The organism is Paenibacillus cookii, from assembly GCF_018333375.1.
Classification (GTDB): domain Bacteria; phylum Bacillota; class Bacilli; order Paenibacillales; family Paenibacillaceae; genus Paenibacillus_AQ; species Paenibacillus_AQ cookii.
Genome location: NZ_BORW01000094.1, coordinates 1 through 800, shown reverse-complemented (window position 1 = coordinate 800; position 800 = coordinate 1). Strand labels below are relative to the sequence as shown.

The 800-nt window shown below is 55.6% G+C and carries 1 protein-coding gene; it reads right to left on the bottom strand.

Translation table 11 applies throughout. From position 1 onward, the window contains the following. On the bottom strand, positions 1-800 hold an 800-nt coding region (locus KI367_RS26735; RefSeq protein ID WP_505861236.1), incomplete at both ends, for a transposase family protein.

The following is an 800-nucleotide window of genomic DNA, read 5'->3' as shown; positions in this document are numbered from 1 at the left end:
GGGTCTGCCGAGCTTCGGGCCACTAAGGCGAATCCCTAGCGTTTTGCAATAGTTCAGGTTGTCTCGATTGCGGTAGATTTTATCGGCTAGAATGACGGCGGGATAATACCCGAATCGCTGTTTGTACGCTTCCACCGATGCTTGCAGCGTGGTTGCCTCGTTGAAGCTGTCCCATTGTGCCGTTTCGATCCAAGCGTAACCGTCCACCAGACTGGCGGCGATTTTGGCGCCGAACTCCACGTTCGCTCCAGCTTTGCCTCGAACCATCGGACGTACATGCGGCTGTTCGATACTCACGATGCGATCGGCGACGACATGCGTATTCTTCTCTAGCATTTCGCGCTGCTGACGGTAGAGCTCCGAGATGATCAGAAGCTGGCGATAGTGTCTTTTGCTCAGTTCCGTGAGAGGCGTATACTTCACGAGGGCTTCAATAATCCGCAGATTCCGTCCCACGTAGCCAAGTTGCTTTTTGATCGCTTTGCGGATCACCTTGCCCGATGCCTTGCGTTGCTTGGAAACACTCAGGTACGATTTTCTGGCTTTCTCGCGGTACGTGCGCGGCTTCTCCATCGCTCCGACATGGGGACGGTGCAGCACGTCGATGATGTCTTCCAGGATTTCACGGGCGTGATTCAGCAGCCCCAAGTCAGTCGGATACTTGATGTCCGCAGGCGCGCATGTCGCATCCAGCATGAGGGTGCCCTTGTTCATGACTTCCGCTGTCGGTGCGGCTGTAGATGGCAGGACGTGTAGCTTTTTCGCCATGTTGCGGGGGTTCTTCGCCACAACAGGGGGCT